Below are 14,604 nucleotides of genomic sequence, written 5' to 3'. Positions count from 1 at the left end.
TGACGCTCCGGCCCCTCAGCGGTCGTACTTCGTGTCCGCCGACGGGTCCAGCGCCAGCCGGTAGCCGCGCTTGACGACCGTCTGGATCAGCCGGGGCACGCCCAGCGCCGAGCGCAGCCGGGCCATCGCGGTCTCCACCGCGTGCTCGTCGGTGCCGCTGCCGGGCAGGACCCGCAGCAGGTCGGCGCGGGCCACCACCCAGCCGGGGCGGCGGGCCAGCGCGTGCAGGAGGGCCATGCCCGCGGGCGGCACCGTGCGCAGCTCGTCGTCGACGAGGACGGCGTGGCCCCGGATCTCGACCCGGTGGCCGGCGACGGGCAGGACGCGGGCGGTGAGAGGGAGCCGGGCGCACAGCAGCTGGACGAGGGGGCCGAGCCGGAAGCGTTCCGGCTGGAGGGTGTCGATGCCCCGGGCCTGGAGCGGGAGGGCGGTGACCGGTCCGACGCAGGCGACCAGCACGTCGTCGCGCAGGGCGCCGAGGATCTCCGGGAGCAGTCCGCGGGTCTCGGCGCGGCCCAGGAACGAGGCGGCGGCGGGGGCGCTGGTGAAGGTGATCGCGTCCAGGCCCCGGGCGGCCGTGACGTCGAGCATGCGGTCGAGCGGGGCGATGTCCTGCGGGGGCATCCAGCGGTAGACGGGGACGACGACGACGTCGGCGCCCGCGGCCGTCAGGGACTCGACGAAGCCGGGCAGCGGTTCGCCGTGCAGCTGGAGGGCGATCCGGCGGCCGGCGACGCCTTCGGCGAGGAGCCGGCCGAGGACCTCGGCCATCGATTCGGACCCGGGCGACCAGGCCTCGGTCAGCCCGGCGGCCCGGATGGCGCCCTTGACCTTGGGGCCCCGGGCGAGGAGTTCGGCCCTGCTCAGCGTCTTCAGCAGCGCGTCGCCGACCCCCCAGCCGTCGGCCGCCTCGATCCAGCCCCGGAAGCCGATCGCGGTGGTGGCGACCGCCACGTCGGGGGCGTGGCCGATCAGCTCCTCGGTGGCGGTGAGGAGTTCGCTGTCGTCGGCGAGCTGCACGATCCGCAGGGCGGGGGCGTGCAGGACGGCGGCCCCGCGGCGCTTGAGGAGGGTGGCGAGCTCCTCGGCGCGACGGGCGGCGGTCACCCCGACGGTGAAGCCCGCGAGGGGGCCGTGCGTTGTGTCGTCGTCCTGCATGGCGTGTTCCCGGCTCCTGTGGTTCCCGCTGGTACGCGATGTGCGGAGGCCCGAGACTGTCAACGATGCGTGACAGGCTCGGTTCCCCCGTATTTCCCGGCCGTTACGTCACATGACGCCGGGATGTCGTCCCATGACCTCCCAGGGCGCGTCCTAGACCTCCGCGTAGCCGAGCTGGGCCCGTGTCGGCACGGGCGCGGGGCGGCGAAGGTATACCGCCCAGGTGAGGGTGAAGCACACTCCGTAGAAGGCGAGGAAGGACCAGAAGGCCGCGGTTCCGGTGCCGGTGGCCTGGAAGGACTGGCGGAAGGCGAGGTTGATGGCCAGGCCGCCGAGCGCGCCGACGGCCCCGATCAGGCCCATGGCCGCGCCGGAGAGCCGCCGTCCGTGGGCGGCGGCCGCCTCCGCGTCGAGCCCCCTGGCGAGGGCCTTGGCGTGGAAGATGCCGGGGATCATCTTGTACGTCGATCCGTTGCCGAGGCCCGTCAGGACGAACAGGGCGGTGAAGCCGGTGAGGAAGACGGGCAGCGAGGCGTTCCCCGAGGCATGGATGACGACGCCGGTGGCGGCGGCCATCGCGGCGAAGGTGGCCAGGGTGATGCGCGCACCGCCGTACCGGTCGGCGAGCCGGCCACCGACGGGCCGGATCAGGGAGCCCAGCAGCGGGCCGATGAAGGTGAGCGAGGCGGCCTGGAGCGGGGTCCGGCCGAACTGGGTCTGGAGCACCAGGCCGAAGGCGAAGCTGTAGCCGATGAACGAGCCGAAGGTGCCGATGTAGAGGGCCGCCATGATCCAGGTGTGCGGGTCCCGGACGGCTTCCAGCGCGGCCCCGGTGTCGTTCTTCACGGGCCGGAGGTTGTCCATGTACAGGGCGGCGCACACCGCGGCCAGGACGATCAGCGGGATGTACACCCCGAGGACGATCCGGGGGTGCGAGGCCCCCAGCGTGCCGATGACGAGCAGGCCGACGAGCTGGACGACGGGGACGCCGATGTTGCCGCCGCCCGCGTTCAGGCCGAGCGCCCAGCCCTTCTTGCGCAGCGGGAAGAAGGCGTTGATGTTGGTCATCGAGGAGGCGAAGTTGCCGCCGCCGATCCCGGTGAGCGCCGCGACCGCGACGAAGGTGGCGTACGAGGTCCCGGGTTCCATCACCCAGAACGCGGCCAGCGTCGGGACGAGCAGGCTCACCGCGCTGAAGATCGTCCAGTTGCGGCCGCCGAACCGGGCGACGGCGAAGGTGTACGGCACCCGCACCAGCGCGCCGACGAGGGTGGCGGTCGAGATGAGGAAGAACTTCCCGGCCGGGTCGATGCCGTACTCCGGTCCCATGAACAGGACCATCACCGACCAGAGGGTCCAGATGGAGAATCCGATGTGCTCGGAGAGCACGGAGAACCACAGGTTGCGGCGGGCGACGCGTTCGCCCTTCTCCCGCCAGAACGTCGCGTCCTCCGGCTCCCAGGTCTCGATCCAGCGGCCTGCCATCACGCGCCTCCACAGGGGGTCGGGGTGTTGTCCCCGACACTAGGGAGCCCGCGTTTCGCCGTGGTGCCGCGAGGTGACCGGTGCGCAACCTTGCTCTCACCGGGCCGTTCCCGGCCCGGTGAGATGCGGTGCCCGCTACCGCCTGCCGTCCGGCCACAGCTGCGGCCGGCGCCGGGCGGCGACGTCCTCGGCCCAGCCGAAGGCGAGGACGCAGAGCGCGATGAGGGCCCACGTGATCAGCAGCACGGGCACCCAGCTCTCCAGCAGCCAGGGGACGTTCTCGCTGAGGGCGTCGACGGACCAGAGCCGGTCGTAGAGCGTGGCGGCGGCCAGGATGCAGACGTTGTGCCAGAGGTAGACGGTCACCGCCCGCGAGTTGAGCAGGGTGATGGGCCGGTCGAAGGCGCGCAGCCGCTTCGGCCACTCGGTCCAGGTGGGGCTGAGGTGCAGCAGGAGCAGGACGCAGCCGAAGGACCACAGGGCCTGGGCGAGCGGGATGGAGTCCAGGTCGAAGCCGCTGCGGAAGCCCTCGTGGCTCGCCCACCACAGGCCCGCGCCCGCGAGGAGCGGGGCGATCGACGGCACGACGTAGGCGGGCAGCCGTTTCAGGACGCCTTCCTGGTGGGCCATGCCGAGGACCCAGCAGGCGCCGAAGGTGGAGAAGTCGGTGATCGCGGAGTCGAGGCGGTCGGTGGTGGAGAGCAGTTCCAGACGCATGGCGACGGCGAGGGCGAGCGGCGCGAGCAGCGTCGGCCAGGGCAGCCTGCGCAGGCCGCGCAGGATCAGCGGGGAGAACAGGACGAACCACAGGTAGGCCCGGATGTACCAGAGCGGCCCGGCCAGCTCCTCGGGCCAGCTCTCGCCGAGGAATCCGTCGATGCCCGCCACGTCGTACGCGTACGGCGGATCGCTGAGCGGCAGCGCCCAGTACAGGAGGTGCTGCCACCACCAGCCGGGGTGGCCCTCGGCGTCCGGGCCCCAGCCCTGGGCGACCATGCCGGTGACGCCGATCGCGCCGAGCAGCCACAGCGGCGGCAGGAGCCTGCGGAGGCGGCCCCGGATCACCTGGACGGCGGGCCGCTTCAGCGAACGCGCCATCAACGTCCCGGCCAGGGCGAACATGACGCCCATCGAGGGGAAGACGATCGGCAGCCAGGCCCAGCCGGTCAGGTGGTAGAGGACGACCCGGAAGAGGGCGAGGGCCCGCAGCAGGTCGAAGTACCGGTCGCGGACGGGCTGCACGGGTGCGGGCCGCGGGACCCCGACGTGCGGGTCGGCGGTCCCCGGCAGGGGCGGGGCGGTCATACGAAGGGCCTCCGGTCCGGGCGGTCGCCGCCGACGGGTCCGGCGGCGGCCTCCCTCGGGCGCCGGCCGGACGAGACGCCGGGAGCCTCCACCGCGCCCGTGCGCCGCAGCTTCTGCCAGCGCAGCCGGCCCCCGGTGAGCGCGGTGATCCAGGACTGGAGCAGCACGACGTACATGAGCTGGCGGTACAGGATCTGCTGGAGCGGCAGCGAGATCAGGTGCGTCATGCGCTCCTTGTCCAGCCGGAACGCGTACGCGGCGCACACCGCCTGGACGACCAGGACGCCGAACCACGCGGCGACGGTCCTGCCCGTGGGGCCGAAGACCAGCCCGTACAGCAGGAACACGTCGATCAGGGGTGCGAGGAGCGGGGCGACGACCATGAAGAGGGAGACGAACGGCAGCCCGACCCGTCCGAAGCGGCCCGAGGGTCCGCGTTCGATCACCGCGCGGCGGTGCTTCCAGATGGCCTGCATGGTGCCGTACGACCACCGGTAGCGCTGCGACCACAGCTGCTGCACGGACTCGGGTGCCTCGGTCCAGGCGCGGGCGTTCTCCGCGTAGACGACGCGCCAGCCGTCCCGGTGCAGGGCCATGGTGACGTCGGTGTCCTCGGCGAGGGTGTCCTCGCTCATCCCGCCGACCCGGTCCAGGGCCTCGCGGCGGAACGCGCCGACGGCCCCGGGGATGGTGGGCATGCAGCCGAGGACGTCGTACATCCGGCGGTCCAGGTTGAAGCCCATCACGTACTCGATGTGCTGCCAGGCGCCGATGAGGGAGTCGCGGTTGCCGACCTTGGCGTTGCCCGCGACGGCTCCGACCCGGGGGTCCCCGAAGGGCTGGACCAGCTCGCGGACCGTGGCCGGCTCGAAGACGGTGTCGCCGTCCATCATCACGACGATGTCGTAACGGGCGTGCCGGATGCCGTTGTTGAGGGCGGCGGGTTTGCCAGCGTTCCGCTGGCGCACGACCCGTACGCGGGGCAGTCGCATCGCCTCGACGAGGTCGGCGGTGCCGTCCGTGGAGCCGTCGTCGATGACGATGATCTCGATGGGGTGCTCACCGGCGGCCAGGGAGCGCACGGTCGCCTCGATGCACGCGCTCTCGTTGTACGCGGGGACCAGGACGGAGACCGGGCGGGTGACGGGCGGGCCCCAGCCGAAGTTCCTGCGGCGGACCTTGCGGGCGTGCAGGAAGGAGAGCAGCAGCATCAGCCCGAAGCGGGCGAGGACCAGGACGCCGATGACGGCGAGGCCGACGACCAGGAATCCGGTGATCCGCTCGGACACGGCGACGGCGGAGACGAACGCCTTGCCCTTCCACAGCGCGAACCCGGTGACCGGGGTGTGCGCGCTGGGGGCGTCGAGGGCGGTGGTGAGGCGGGTGAAGGTGTAGCCCCGCTCCTTGAGGTCCGGCAGCAGGGTGTCGAGCGCCGCCACGGTCTGCGAGCGGTCGCCGCCGGAGTCGTGCATCAGGATGATCGCGCCCTTGCCGTCCTTCGGCGTGGCCCGCTCGACGATGGCGCGGACCCCGGGCCGCTTCCAGTCCTCGCTGTCGGTGTCGTTGACGACGGTGAGGTAGCCGCGGCTGCCGATGTACTCCGTGACCGGCCAGGATTTGTTGTCCATGGCGTACGAGAAGGAGGAGTACGGCGGGCGGAAGAGCGAGGTGCGGATACCGGCCGCGCCCGCCAGCGCCAGCTGGTTCTGCGACAGCTCCCAGTCGATGCGCCCGGTGGACTGGTAGGAGAGGTCGGGGTGGTTGAAGGTGTGCAGCCCGATCTCGTGCCCCTCGGCGACCATCCGCTCGACCAGCCCGGGGTACCGGGCGGCCATGTTGCCGGTGACGAAGAAGACACCGTGGGCGTCGTACTCCTTCAGCTTGTCGAGCACCTTCGGCGTCCACACCGGGTCCGGCCCGTCGTCGAAGGTCAGGACGATCCGGCGGTCGGGTATGCGCAGGGTCTTCGCGTCGCCGGAGCGGGCGTCGATGACGGGCCCGCCGGAGCGGACGTCCTTCGGTACCAGGGTGTTGTGGTCGGCGTCGCGGACCCGGTGGTCGGCGAGGATCTCGCTGTGCACGTATCCGCGCAGCATCAGCATCGCGAGCAGGGCGACGAGGAACGTCGTCGGCAGGAGGTAGCGCATGGGGAGCCTGAACCGGCTCCGGCCGCGTGGCGCTTTCCGTTTCCTGACGTTCTTGCCGTTCCTGCCCCGCGTGGCGGGGGAGTTCATTTACGGGGCGCTCTCTTCTTGCACCGGCGGGTCGGGTGTCTCGGCGGGAGAGGTCGTCGGGTCGGACGGCTCCGGCTCGGGGGACGGCGGCGTGGGGTCGACCGGTGGCTTGGCGGTCGAGGTCGTGGGGTCCGGCTTCGTGGCGCCGCCCGCCCCGCCCGTCCCGGTGGAACGGGAAGGGTCGGCGGAGGTGGACGCGGAGGGGCTTCCGGCGGATCCGGCGGGCACCCGTACGGAAGTGGCCGACGGGGTCGCACCGCCGGGCGCGCCGGACTCCTCGGCCGCCGCGGAGCCGGAGGCGCTGGGTCCGGGCTCCGGGGTGCCGCCGGACGGGCCGCCGGCGGTGTCGTCGGGCGCGGGGGCCTCCTCGGCCTGCTCCGCCTTCGCCTTCTCCTCGGTCCCGGACAGGGGCAGCCAGGGAGCGCTGGAGTTCCCGCCGAGGACGGCGAGGACGAGCGTCACGGCGTAGGCGACGCAGACCGAGGCCAGGACCCAGCCGAGGCGCCGGTAGGTCTTGCTGCGGCGGCCGCTCTCGTCGACGAAGACGGGGCCGTCGGAGCCGTCCGGCGGGGCCGGTTCGCCGGGCAGTTCGGCGAGCTGACGGCCCAGCCCGTCGAGCTGGATCGTCGCGTCGTTGGGCTCATGCGTGTGCCCGGTTCTCTGGCCTTCGCGCCAATTGTCCACAGGTGCAGCCCATCCCCCACTCAATGAATCAGGCGCACGGAATTGACTGGTTCTTTACTGTCGGACTGAGCCCCCACCCGTCCACGAACCTGGCCGTCCTGCACCCGGACGATGAATGTAGCGCACGACATTGACGCCCAAGTGCCCCTGAACGGAGTTGATCAGGAACGGTTGCGCATCAGTGACCGATCGCCCTCGGGAAGCCACGATCCGGTCGGCGGGGCCATCCACCCTTCGGCAAGGGCCAACTGGTCAGTAGCGCTACGCAAGGCGTCTACGCCGGGGTGGTTCAGACCCTTGCGCCAGACCAGCGCCAGCGGCGAAAGCGGAATGGGGTCGACGAGCGGGCGCAGCACAGTTCCGGGCAGCGCCGGAAAGTCGACGACGGCGAGCACGGGATGTCCCCCCTTCGACATGACCCGCTGAAATTCGGCCACACCCACGGCGAGCGGAACGGGCGGGGCCATGGTGATGCCCCACTCGGCGAACAGCAGCGCGGCGAGGTCCGTCCACTCCCGCGTCCGCTCGTTGCCGGCGCCCGCGTAGACGGTCTCTCCGGACAACTCGGCCAGGGCGACGACCTCCCGCGCGGCGAGGGGATGGGAGACGGGCAGCATCACGGCCATCGGCTCGTACCGCACGGGGTGCACGGAAAGTCCCGCACGCACCGCGGGGGCCAGTCCGGCGACCCGGCCGAAGGAGGCGTCGAGCCTGCCGGCCAGGATCTCGCCGGCGGCCCAGGTGAGACCGGACTCGAAGCGGGCCATCAGCTCGCACTCCGGCAGCAGTTCGCGGGCGCGCGCCAGCACGCGGGCGGCGGTCGCCCCGTCGCTGTTCAGGTCGACGAGCAGCGGCCGGGCGGGCGCACCGCTGAAGGCCCCGGCCAGTTCGGCGTGCGCGTCGAGCACCCGGCGGGCGTACGGCAACAGGCGTTCGCCGTCCGGGGTGAGCGCCACCTGCCGGGTCGTACGGACGAACAGTTCGGCGCCCAGCTCGCGCTCCAGCCGCCGGACGTCCCGGCTCAGCGCCTGCTGCGCGACGAAGAGGCGGGCGGCGGCCCGGGTGAAGTGCAGTTCGTCGGCGACGGCGAGGAAGGCGCGCAGGAGACGGGGGTCGGTGTCGGCGGGGGGCACACCGCGAATCTACAGCGCGGGGCGCCATTCACAACACAGACGCGTGAATCGGTGCGGAGTAGGTGTTGGACCGGGGCGGCGGGGCCGGGCCAGCCTGGTCGTATGCCGATATCCCCCGCCGCCGCCCGCCCGGAGTCCGCTTCCCGGCCCGTCCCGGCCGCCCGCCCGGACCGGGCCGCCGCGCCGCATTCCATTCCCCTGTTCACGGTCGCCGGAGGCCAGTTGGTCGCGGCCCCGCGCCCGGCGCCCGGGAGCGGCCGCGCCGGACGGCGGCCGTCGTCGAACCCGTACCTCCGGCTGCTGGCCACGCCCGGGGCCCGGGCGTTCACGGCGGGCAACCTGATCGCCCGGCTGCCGATGGGGATGTTCAGCGTCAGCGCGGTCATCATGATCGCCGGGTCCCGGGGTTCTTACGACCTGGCCGGGGCCGTCACCGCGACCGGTCTGGCCGCGACGGCGGTCGTCGCGCCCTTCACCGCCCGGCTCGTGGACCGCTTCGGGCAGGCGCGCGTCGCGGTGCCCGCCACCGCGCTCGCCGTGCTGGGGTCGCTGGCCCTGGTGCTCTGCGTGCACTACGACGCCCCGGCCTGGACACTGTTCGCCGCGTACGCCGCGACCGCTACGACCCCGAACACCGGCGGGATGTCGCGGGCCCGCTGGGCGCATCTGCACCGGGGTGATCCGGCGGCCCTGCACACCGCGAACTCCTTCGAACAGGCCGCCGACGAGCTGTGCTTCATGCTGGGCCCGGTGCTGGCCGCGACGCTCTGCGGGGCGCTGTTCCCGGAGGCGGGCACGCTGGTGGGGGCGGTGCTCCTGATGAGCGGCGTCCTGGTCTTCGCCGCCCAGCGCGCCACGGAACCGCCCGTCACCCCCCGTACCAGGACCGTGGCCTCGCCCCTGCGTACGCCGGGGATGCCCGCGCTGCTGGCGGTCTTCCTCGCCACGGGGGCGGTGTTCGGGGCGCTGGAGGTGGTCTCCATCGCGCATGCCGGGGGCGCGATCCTGGCGCTCCAGGCGGCCGGGTCGTGCGCGGCGGGCCTGGTCTACGGTTCGCTGCGGCCCGCCCGGAACGTCCGCCTCAGGCTGCTGCTGTGCCTGGCCGCGATGACGGCGCTGATGTCCCTGCCGCTGCTGGCCGCCGCCGGTTCCGCCTCCCTGCCGGTCCTGGCGGCCTGCCTGCTGGTGGCGGGGGCGGCAACCGCGCCGACGATGGTCACGGGCATGACACTGATCCAGCGGTCCACCCGCCCGGAGCAGTTGAACGAGGGCATGACGCTCGCGGTGACCGCGCTGCTGGGCGGCATCGCGGCCGGGGCGGCAACCGGCGGCTGGCTGGTCGAGCACGCGGGCACGGCCACCGGCTACGCGGCCCCGACGGCCGCGGCGGCCCTCGCCCTGGTCATCGCGGGCGCGGCGACGGCGGGGAGCCGAGGGCCTGTCTGACCATTCCCGTCGTCGCCCGCAGGGCGGCAGCGCGGCGTCAGGTGCGTGCTCTCGGCGTGCCGGCCCCCAGGCCCTCGTACTGGACGTACTTGGGTCTGGGGCCAGTGCGGCGAGAGCGCGTGCATGGCGTCGTGAGGCAGGCGGGAATGGTCAGACAGGCCCGAGCGAGCCGAGCGGTATGACGAGGGGGCTGTGCGAGACGGGGTCCTCGATGACCCGGCAGGGCAGCGCGAAGACGTCCTCGACCAGCTCCTCGGTGATCAGGTCGGCGGGCGGCCCCTCCGCGACGACGGCCCCGTCCTTCATCGCGATGACATGAGTGCCGTAGCGGGCGGCCTGGTTCAGGTCGTGCAGGACGGCGACGAGCGTGCGGCCCTCCCGGTTGAGCCGCTGGAACAGCTCCAGCAGTTCGATCTGGTGGGCGATGTCGAGGAAGGTCGTCGGTTCGTCGAGCAGCAGGAGCGGGGTCTCCTGGGCCAGCACCATCGCCACCCAGACCCGCTGGCGCTGCCCGCCGGACAGTTCGTCGACCGGCCGCCCGGAGAGTTCGGCGACGCTGGTCTCCTCCATCGCCCGGACGACCGCCTCCTCGTCCTCCCGCGACCACTGCTTGATCAGCTTCTGGTGCGGATGACGGCCGCGCGCGATCAGATCGGCGACGGTGATGCCGTCGGGGGCGAGCGAGGTCTGCGGCAGCAGCCCCAGCCTGCGGGCCACTTCCTTGGACTTGTACGAGGTGATCGCCCGGCCGTCCAGGATCACCTGCCCGGTGCTGGGGCGCAGGAGCTTCGACAGGCCGCGCAGGAGCGTCGACTTGCCGCAGGCGTTCGGGCCGACGATGACGGTGAAGGAACCGTCCGGGATCTCCACGGAGAGGTTCCGGGAGATGGTGCGGCGGTCGTAGCCGATGGTGATGCCGTCGGCCCGCAGGCGGGCGTCGGTCTTGGTCATGGAGGGGCGGTCCTTCTCCGGAGTTTCCGAGGGGGTGGTCATGTGCGGCGGGCTTCCCGGACGAGCAGCCAGACCAGATACAGGCCGCCGATCGACACGGTCACGATCCCGACCGGCAGTTGGACGGGGGCGAACAGCCGCTGCCCCGCCAGATCGGCGAGCGCCAGCAGGAACGCGCCGAGCACCGCCGAGGGCAGCAGGGCCACCGAGGAACCCCGGGTGATCCGGCGGGCGATCTGCGGGGCTGCCAGCGCGATGAAGGCGATCGGCCCGGCCGCCGCGGTGACCAGGGCGATCAGCGCCACGCCGAGCACAACGAGGACGAGGCGCACCGCCTCCGTACGGGTGCCGAGGGCGGCGGCCGCGTCGTCGCCGAGCTCCAGTCTGCGCAGGGCCGGACCGCAGGCCAGGGCGGGCGGGATCAGCAGGGCGAGGAGGGCGAGGACGGGCCGGAGCTGGTCGTAGCCCAGGCTGTTGAGGGAGCCCGCGCCCCAGACGGCGGAGAGCATCGCCTCCTCGATGTCCGCCCGGAGCACCAGCCAGGTGTTGAACGCCCCGAGCATGGCGGAGATCGCGATGCCGACGATGATCAGCCGGAACCCCTGGGCGGCGCCCCGGCGGTAGGCGAGCACGAAGACCACGAACGCCGTGAGGATTCCGCCCGCCAGCGACCCGGCGGCCACCTGGTAGTAGCCGCCGCCGGTCAGCAGCATCACCACGAGCGCCCCGGTGTACGAGCCGGAGGAGAAGCCGATGATGTCGGGCGAGCCCAGCGGATTGCGGGTGACCGACTGGAAGATCGCCCCGGAGACCGCGAGGGCCGCGCCGAGCAGCACCGCGAGCAGGGCCCGGGGCAGCCGCCATTCGACGACGACCGTGCGGGTGCCCGCCGGTCCCTCGCCGAGCAGCGCCCGTACGACGTCGGGGAGCGGGATCTCGTACGTCCCGTAGGCCAGGGTGACCACCACGGCGGCGAGGGTGAGGAGCAGGAACACGGCGCAGCTGACGACCGTGCGCACGTCCAGGCGCAGCGACCAGCGGGGGCCGCGGGTGATCAGGGTCGGCCGCCCGAAGTCGACGGACGCGCGGGCCTGGCGCACGGGTACGGGGTTCGGGCTCACAGGCCGCTCACCTTCTTGCGGCGGACGAGCAGGATCAGCACGGGCGCGCCGATGAACGCGGTGACGATGCCCGCCTGGAGTTCCTGCGGGGACAGCACGACCCGGCCGATGACGTCGGCGACGATCAGGAGCAGGGGCGAGCAGACGGCGGTGTACGGGATGATCCACCGCTGGTCGGGCCCGATGAACCAGCGGGCCACGTGCGGGACCATCAGCCCGACGAAACCGATCGGTCCGGCGGCGGCGGTGGCGGCCCCCGCGAGCAGGGTCACGGAGACGATCACCAGCAGCCGGGTGCGGACGATGTTCGCGCCGAGGGACTGGGCGAGGTCGTCGCCGAGCGCGACCGCGTTCAGCGGGCGGGCCGCGAGCAGGGCGAGCAGGAGTCCCGCCCCGATGAAGGGGAGGACGGTGAACAGGATGTTCCAGTCCCGCCCGGCGAGCGAACCGGCGGACCAGCCCACCAGTTTCACGAAGGCGTCCGGCTTGAGGAGCGTGATCGCCGAGGAGATCCCGGCGAGGACCGCACCGATGGCGACGCCGACCAGGGTCAGCCGGATCGGGGTGCCGCCGCCCTGTCCGGCCGAGCCGATGACGTACACGAGGGCGGTGACGAGGATCGCCCCGGCGAACGAGAGCCACAGGTAGGCGTTGATCGAGGAGAGGCCGAGGAAGCCGACCCCGATCGTCACGGCGAACCCGGCGCCCGCGTTGACCCCGAGGATCCCGGGGTCGGCCAGCGGGTTGCGGGTCAGCGCCTGGATGAGCGCGCCGGAGACCCCGAGGGCCGCCCCGGCGGTGAGCGCCAGGAGGGCGCGCGGCACCCGCAGTTCACGCACGATGAACGCGTGCTCGGAGCCGTCGGGCGCGGTCAGGGCGTCCCATACGTCGGGCAGGGGTACGGACCTGGCGCCGACGGCCAGGCTCGCGGCGAGGACCAGGACGAGGACGGCAAGCGCGAGGAGCAGCCCGAGGGCCCGCCCGGCGTTGGTGTGGACGAGCCCGGGGCGCGCCTCGCGCCCGGCGGCCCCGGCCCGTACCGCGACCGGGGCGGCGGCGGTGGTCGTCATAGCCCGAGCCGCTCCAGCCCCGCCTCGTACAGGTCCCGCCGCAGTTCCTCGTCCTCGGTGCGGTCCCAGAGGCCGTTCAGCTCGGCCATGGTCGCGGCGTCGATCGCCCGGTACTTCTCCAGCCACTCCTCCTGCTCGTGGCGCCAGTAGCCGATGACCTTGTACCAGGCGGTGGGGTGCTTCAGCTCGTGGCGCAGGTAGCGGCGGGCCCCGCGCAGTTCGCCGGACTCGCCGGCCACCCAGACGTAGGTGCCGGGCGTGAGGTCGAGGCCGCGCAGGATCTCGGTGATGGCGCTGGGTCCGACGCCGTTGCCCCGGCCGGCCACCCAGCGCACGTCCAGGCGGGCGGGGCTGGTGAGTTCGATGCGGTGGGAGGCGTCGGCGATCTCGACGACGGCGACGGCGTGGGTGGCCGGGTCGAGCTGCTCCAGGAGGCGGCCGAGGGCGGGCAGCCCGGTGGCGTCGGTGACGAATACCTGCCGGGCGGCTTCGCCCGGGGCCTCGTACAGGGAGCGCGGCGGGCCGAAGAGGAGCCGGTCGCCGGGGACGGCCCGCGCCGCCCAGCTCCCGGCGCGGCCGTGCCCGTGCAGCACGAAGTCGATGTCGACCTCGGCGGCTTCCGGGTCGAAGCGGCGCAGGGTGTAGGGCTGGATGTGCGGGTACTGCCCGTCGGGGTAGTGCCAGTCGCCGTCCTCGCCGACCTCGGGGAGGACCGGTTCGCCGTCCTCGGGCGGGAAGTGCACCCGGACGTACTCGTCGCCGATCCGGGTGGAGGGGTAGTCGCGCAGGCTCTCGCTGCGGAGGGTCAGGCGGACCATGCCGGGCGACAGGGGGACCGCACGGGCGACCTCGGCGACCACAGGGGCGGTGGCGGTCATGAGCGGGCCTTCCCGTCGATCTGCGCGAGGACGCCGTCCAGCGCGTCCAGGCTCTCGGTGCCCCACTCGAAGGAGGAGACGACGGAGGCCGGGATGTTGCGGAAGACCATGCCGTTCTTCACGGCGGGGAGGTTCTTCCACACGGTGTTGTCGGCGAGCGTCTCGTCGACGAAGTCCTTCGCTCCGTAGGCGTGGAGGAGGATGTCGGCGTTGTCGAGCTTGCCGATCTGCTCCAGCGAGAGCCACTCGCTGACGGCGCCCTCCTCCCCCTTGTGCTCGCCCTCGGTGTAGGGGCGGAACTTCGCGCCCACCGCGCCCCAGACCGGCACGTAGAAGTGCCCGGCGGGGTAGGTGCCCCAGGTCGTCTTGTCCTGGCCGTAGGCGAAGACCGCGATCTTGTTGTCCGCCAGGACGTCCGCGTACTTCGTCTTCAGCTCGTCGGCCCGCTTCTCGAAGACGGCGGCCTGCTTCTTGATCTCGGCGGACTTGCCGATGGCGGCCCCGATCATCAGGGTCCGCTCCTTCCACGCGCCGACGCCCGCCGCGTCGAGCTGGACGACGGGGGCGATGCCCTGGAGCCGCTTGAGCTCGCCCTTACGCAGGAAGCGCGTCTCGGCGAAGATCATGTCGGGGTTCTGCTGGGCGACGGCCTCGATGTTGAGCTCGTAGTACATCCCGATGGTGGGGGTGTCCTTGAGGGCGTCGTGGTAGCGCTTGGGCCGCAGGTCCGGGTCGTCGCTGTCGAAGCCCTCGACGACGCCGACGGGCTTCACGCCCAGGTCGACGAGGGTCGCGGGCGAGTAGAAGTCGACGGAGACGATCCGCTTCGGCTCGGCGGGCACCTCGACCTCGCCCGCGATGTCGGTGACCGTGCGGGTGGCGGACCCCTTGCCCGCTCCCGCCTCCTTCGCGCCGTCACCGCTCGCGGAACAGGAGCTGGCGCCCAGCACGGCGACGAGACTCGCGGCGGCCACGGCGAGCAGCCGTCTCCGGGGCTGCGGGGCGGCGGAGGTACGGGGGCGTGTCATCGGACTCCTTCAGGAACCCCTGTCCGGCGGCCGGGACATGGCCGGAACGGACTGGTTAGGGCAGGCTTACCTAAGGAAGTTACCTCAGTTCCCATGAGGGTATGGCGACAC

Annotated in this window: 12 protein-coding genes; 1 reads left to right on the top strand and 11 read right to left on the bottom strand. The window is 72.6% G+C overall.

Translation table 11 applies throughout. From position 1 onward, the window contains the following. Positions 1-15: 15 nt before the first annotated feature. From IE272_RS29400 to IE272_RS29375, 6 genes are all read right to left on the bottom strand, one after another. Entirely contained in the window at positions 16-1,158 is a 1,143-nt protein-coding gene (locus IE272_RS29400) for a uroporphyrinogen-III synthase (RefSeq protein ID WP_190008862.1), read from the bottom strand. A 153-nt stretch (positions 1,159-1,311) separates the two neighbouring features. Beyond that, positions 1,312-2,643 (bottom strand): nitrate/nitrite transporter, encoded by a 1,332-nt coding sequence (locus IE272_RS29395; RefSeq protein ID WP_050359640.1) that lies wholly within the window; start codon positions 2,641-2,643, stop codon positions 1,312-1,314. A gap of 135 nt (positions 2,644-2,778) precedes the next feature. Continuing rightward, the gene (locus IE272_RS29390) at positions 2,779-3,948 is read right to left on the bottom strand and encodes an acyltransferase family protein (protein WP_190008860.1); all 1,170 of its coding nucleotides are present in this window, start codon (positions 3,946-3,948) and stop codon (positions 2,779-2,781) included. Continuing rightward, positions 3,945-6,095: a bifunctional polysaccharide deacetylase/glycosyltransferase family 2 protein gene (locus tag IE272_RS29385; protein WP_050359639.1), complete on the bottom strand. Its 2,151-nt coding sequence runs from the start codon at positions 6,093-6,095 to the stop codon at positions 3,945-3,947. The genes IE272_RS29390 and IE272_RS29385 overlap by 4 nt, the downstream gene beginning before the upstream one ends. A gap of 87 nt (positions 6,096-6,182) precedes the next feature. Next, on the bottom strand, positions 6,183-6,866 hold the full coding sequence (locus IE272_RS29380) for a hypothetical protein (protein WP_190008858.1): 684 nt from the start codon (positions 6,864-6,866) through the stop codon (positions 6,183-6,185). Between the two features lie 161 nt (positions 6,867-7,027). After that, positions 7,028-7,999 (bottom strand): LysR family transcriptional regulator, encoded by a 972-nt coding sequence (locus IE272_RS29375; protein WP_190008856.1) that lies wholly within the window; start codon positions 7,997-7,999, stop codon positions 7,028-7,030. A 102-nt stretch (positions 8,000-8,101) separates the two neighbouring features. Between IE272_RS29375 and IE272_RS29370 the strand changes: the two genes are divergently transcribed. Continuing rightward, positions 8,102-9,445 carry an MFS transporter gene (locus tag IE272_RS29370; RefSeq protein ID WP_229897807.1) on the top strand — a complete coding sequence of 448 codons (1,344 nt, stop codon included), beginning with the start codon at positions 8,102-8,104 and terminating at the stop codon, positions 9,443-9,445. Between the two features lie 150 nt (positions 9,446-9,595). Here the strand turns inward: IE272_RS29370 and IE272_RS29365 are convergent, their stop codons facing one another. Genes IE272_RS29365 through IE272_RS29345 form a run of 5 tightly spaced genes read right to left on the bottom strand, consistent with a single transcriptional unit; the run spans position 9,596 to position 14,493 of the window. Beyond that, complete coding sequence (locus IE272_RS29365) at positions 9,596-10,438, bottom strand: ABC transporter ATP-binding protein (protein ID WP_056707364.1); 843 nt, start codon at positions 10,436-10,438, stop codon at positions 9,596-9,598. Next, the gene (locus IE272_RS29360) at positions 10,435-11,517 is read right to left on the bottom strand and encodes a FecCD family ABC transporter permease (RefSeq protein WP_050359634.1); all 1,083 of its coding nucleotides are present in this window, start codon (positions 11,515-11,517) and stop codon (positions 10,435-10,437) included. Before IE272_RS29360 ends, IE272_RS29365 begins: the two co-directional genes overlap by 4 nt. Continuing rightward, positions 11,514-12,587 (bottom strand): iron chelate uptake ABC transporter family permease subunit, encoded by a 1,074-nt coding sequence (locus IE272_RS29355; RefSeq protein ID WP_056707369.1) that lies wholly within the window; start codon positions 12,585-12,587, stop codon positions 11,514-11,516. Before IE272_RS29355 ends, IE272_RS29360 begins: the two co-directional genes overlap by 4 nt. Next, positions 12,584-13,465 carry a siderophore-interacting protein gene (locus IE272_RS29350; RefSeq protein WP_050359632.1) on the bottom strand — a complete coding sequence of 294 codons (882 nt, stop codon included), beginning with the start codon at positions 13,463-13,465 and terminating at the stop codon, positions 12,584-12,586. The genes IE272_RS29355 and IE272_RS29350 overlap by 4 nt, the downstream gene beginning before the upstream one ends. Further along, on the bottom strand, positions 13,462-14,493 hold the full coding sequence (locus tag IE272_RS29345; RefSeq protein ID WP_190008854.1) for an ABC transporter substrate-binding protein: 1,032 nt from the start codon (positions 14,491-14,493) through the stop codon (positions 13,462-13,464). The genes IE272_RS29350 and IE272_RS29345 overlap by 4 nt, the downstream gene beginning before the upstream one ends. Positions 14,494-14,604: the final 111 nt, after the last annotated feature.

It is taken from the genome of Streptomyces anulatus, from assembly GCF_014650675.1.
GTDB lineage: Bacteria > Actinomycetota > Actinomycetes > Streptomycetales > Streptomycetaceae > Streptomyces > Streptomyces anulatus.
Note: the sequence above shows the minus strand (reverse complement) of the source record. Positions and strands in the feature narration are given on the sequence as shown.